This is a genomic window from Pseudomonas sp. EU05-FHT14B02 (assembly GCF_058791055.1).
The window spans coordinates 1-1,824 of the sequence record NZ_JBYTDD010000060.1 but is presented as its reverse complement, the minus strand read 5'-3'; the positions used below and the strand labels follow the sequence as shown (position 1 = coordinate 1,824).

Here is a 1,824-nt window from a genome sequence, read left to right as displayed (position 1 = left end):
GCGTTGGCGATCGGTTTTTGGTTATCGGGGTCCTCGACACGTGTATCGCCAGTGCGGAAGGTCGGCAGCGCGGCGGAATTGACGTAGGTGACGCCGTCCCAGCCGGGCAGGGGCGTTGGCATCAACTGGAACTGGCCGGGGTGCTCGACATCCCAGCGCAGCAACATGGAGGTGTCCTCGTGCTGGGTATTATGGCAATGCTCCATGTAGGTCCCGGCGAACTCACGGAAGCGGATCGCAATGTCCACGTCCACCGAGCTGTCGATGCCCTCGCCGATGCGATAGACGTCCTTGCGCGCCCATTTTTCCCATTCCGGTGGTGCCTTGCCGTCGCGGTTGAGGACGATGCCTTCTTCGAAGTGCACGTGCACCGGGTGGTTCCAGCCGTTGCCGCCGTTCCTGATTTTCCATACTTCCAGAGTGCCGTCGCCGGAGAACCCGGCAGCGGTCGGGCCGGTGGCCAGTTGCGGAGCGGCGCTGATGATCCGAGGGTCCATCTGGAAGCCTAAACCGCCGTCGGTCTTGATCGTCCAGGGGGCTTCGTCGGTACCGTCGGAGCGGCCGAAGATGAACTCGCGATGGCGCGCCAGTTTCAGTTTGGCCTGCACCGTCGGGTCGTCACGGTTGAGGGTCAGCGGAAGCATGGTTTTACCCACCGGCTTGCCCGGCTTGGCGGGTTCGTAGTCGGCGGGGTTCATGCTCACGTCCTGGCCGGCATAAGGCTGGACCACCATCTGCATGAACTTGCCCACCACCGGGTCGCCGGCGTCCCATTGCAGCCCGTTACTGCCGAGCTTGAGCACCGCCTTGTACTTGCCGGACAGGACATCGGCCAGGCTCAGCGGCAAACTCTCCGGCCCCTTGCCGTTGTGGTGCTCCATCAGGTTGACGAAGTACAGCTTGTCGCCTGTGCTGATCCCGTTTTTCGCGAAGTTGACGATGATGTCGTAACGCTCGGCGATGCCCAGGGCGGGCAGGATGGCGTTGTGGTCCTGTACATCGCCGTCGGCGTCCAGGTCCATGCTGCCGTCGAACGGCACGGCGTGTTCCATGAGGTTGCCGTCGTTGGCGATCATGTGGAACGGCACGCGGGTATAGGACAGGCCGGAACCTGCCGGGCCGGGGAATTCGCCACCAGTGCCGACGATTTCACGCACCAGTGCGATCCTGAAGAAACGTGACACCGAGCCATTGAGGATGCGGAAGCGATAGCTGCGCGCCCGTACCTTCAGGCGTGGCTGGTACTGCCAGTTGACCAGGAGCTGGTCGCCGAGAAAACCGTCGGTGTTGAACGGGTTGAACCACAATTGGCCATTGGCGTCCCAGGCCTTGTCGGCCAGCAGCAGGTTGACGTCATAGTCGCGGTTGCCCCAGGGCAACGCCGAACCGCTGGGCAGGCGCAGGTTGACGCCGTCTTGCAGCGCTTCGTTGCCACGATCCAGGGCGCTGTAGTAGTTCATCATCACCGCGTTGCCCTTGTAGACGTTCTGCGCGGTGAAATCGAGCATGTGGTCGTGGAACCAGTGGGTGCTCATGGTTTCGCGCCAGTCGCCACGGATCTTGATGCTGCCGTTGTTGCAGGTCTTGAGGCCCGGTGTGGCATCGTTGACATACAGGGTTTCGCCCGGGGCGCAGGGGAACGCCGCGCGTGGATCCTGAGCGCTGGTGTTGATGCTGTCGTAACCGGCCAGCTGGATCGGCCAGCGATAGTCGTAGTACTGCCCCGGAAAGAAAAACGCATTGGAAAAGCCGTCGCTTTCCGCCGGGGAGTGGCCGTTGTGTTCGTGGGTGCTGAGGGTGTGCAGGCCGAAACCCATGTTGGCC

Annotated in this window: 1 protein-coding gene; it reads right to left on the bottom strand. The window is 62.6% G+C overall.

Annotated elements, in window-relative coordinates:
* Positions 1-1,824, bottom strand: a 1,824-nt coding sequence (locus tag AC3WTM_RS29450; RefSeq protein WP_492574118.1) for a multicopper oxidase domain-containing protein, incomplete at both ends; no start/stop codon positions are given.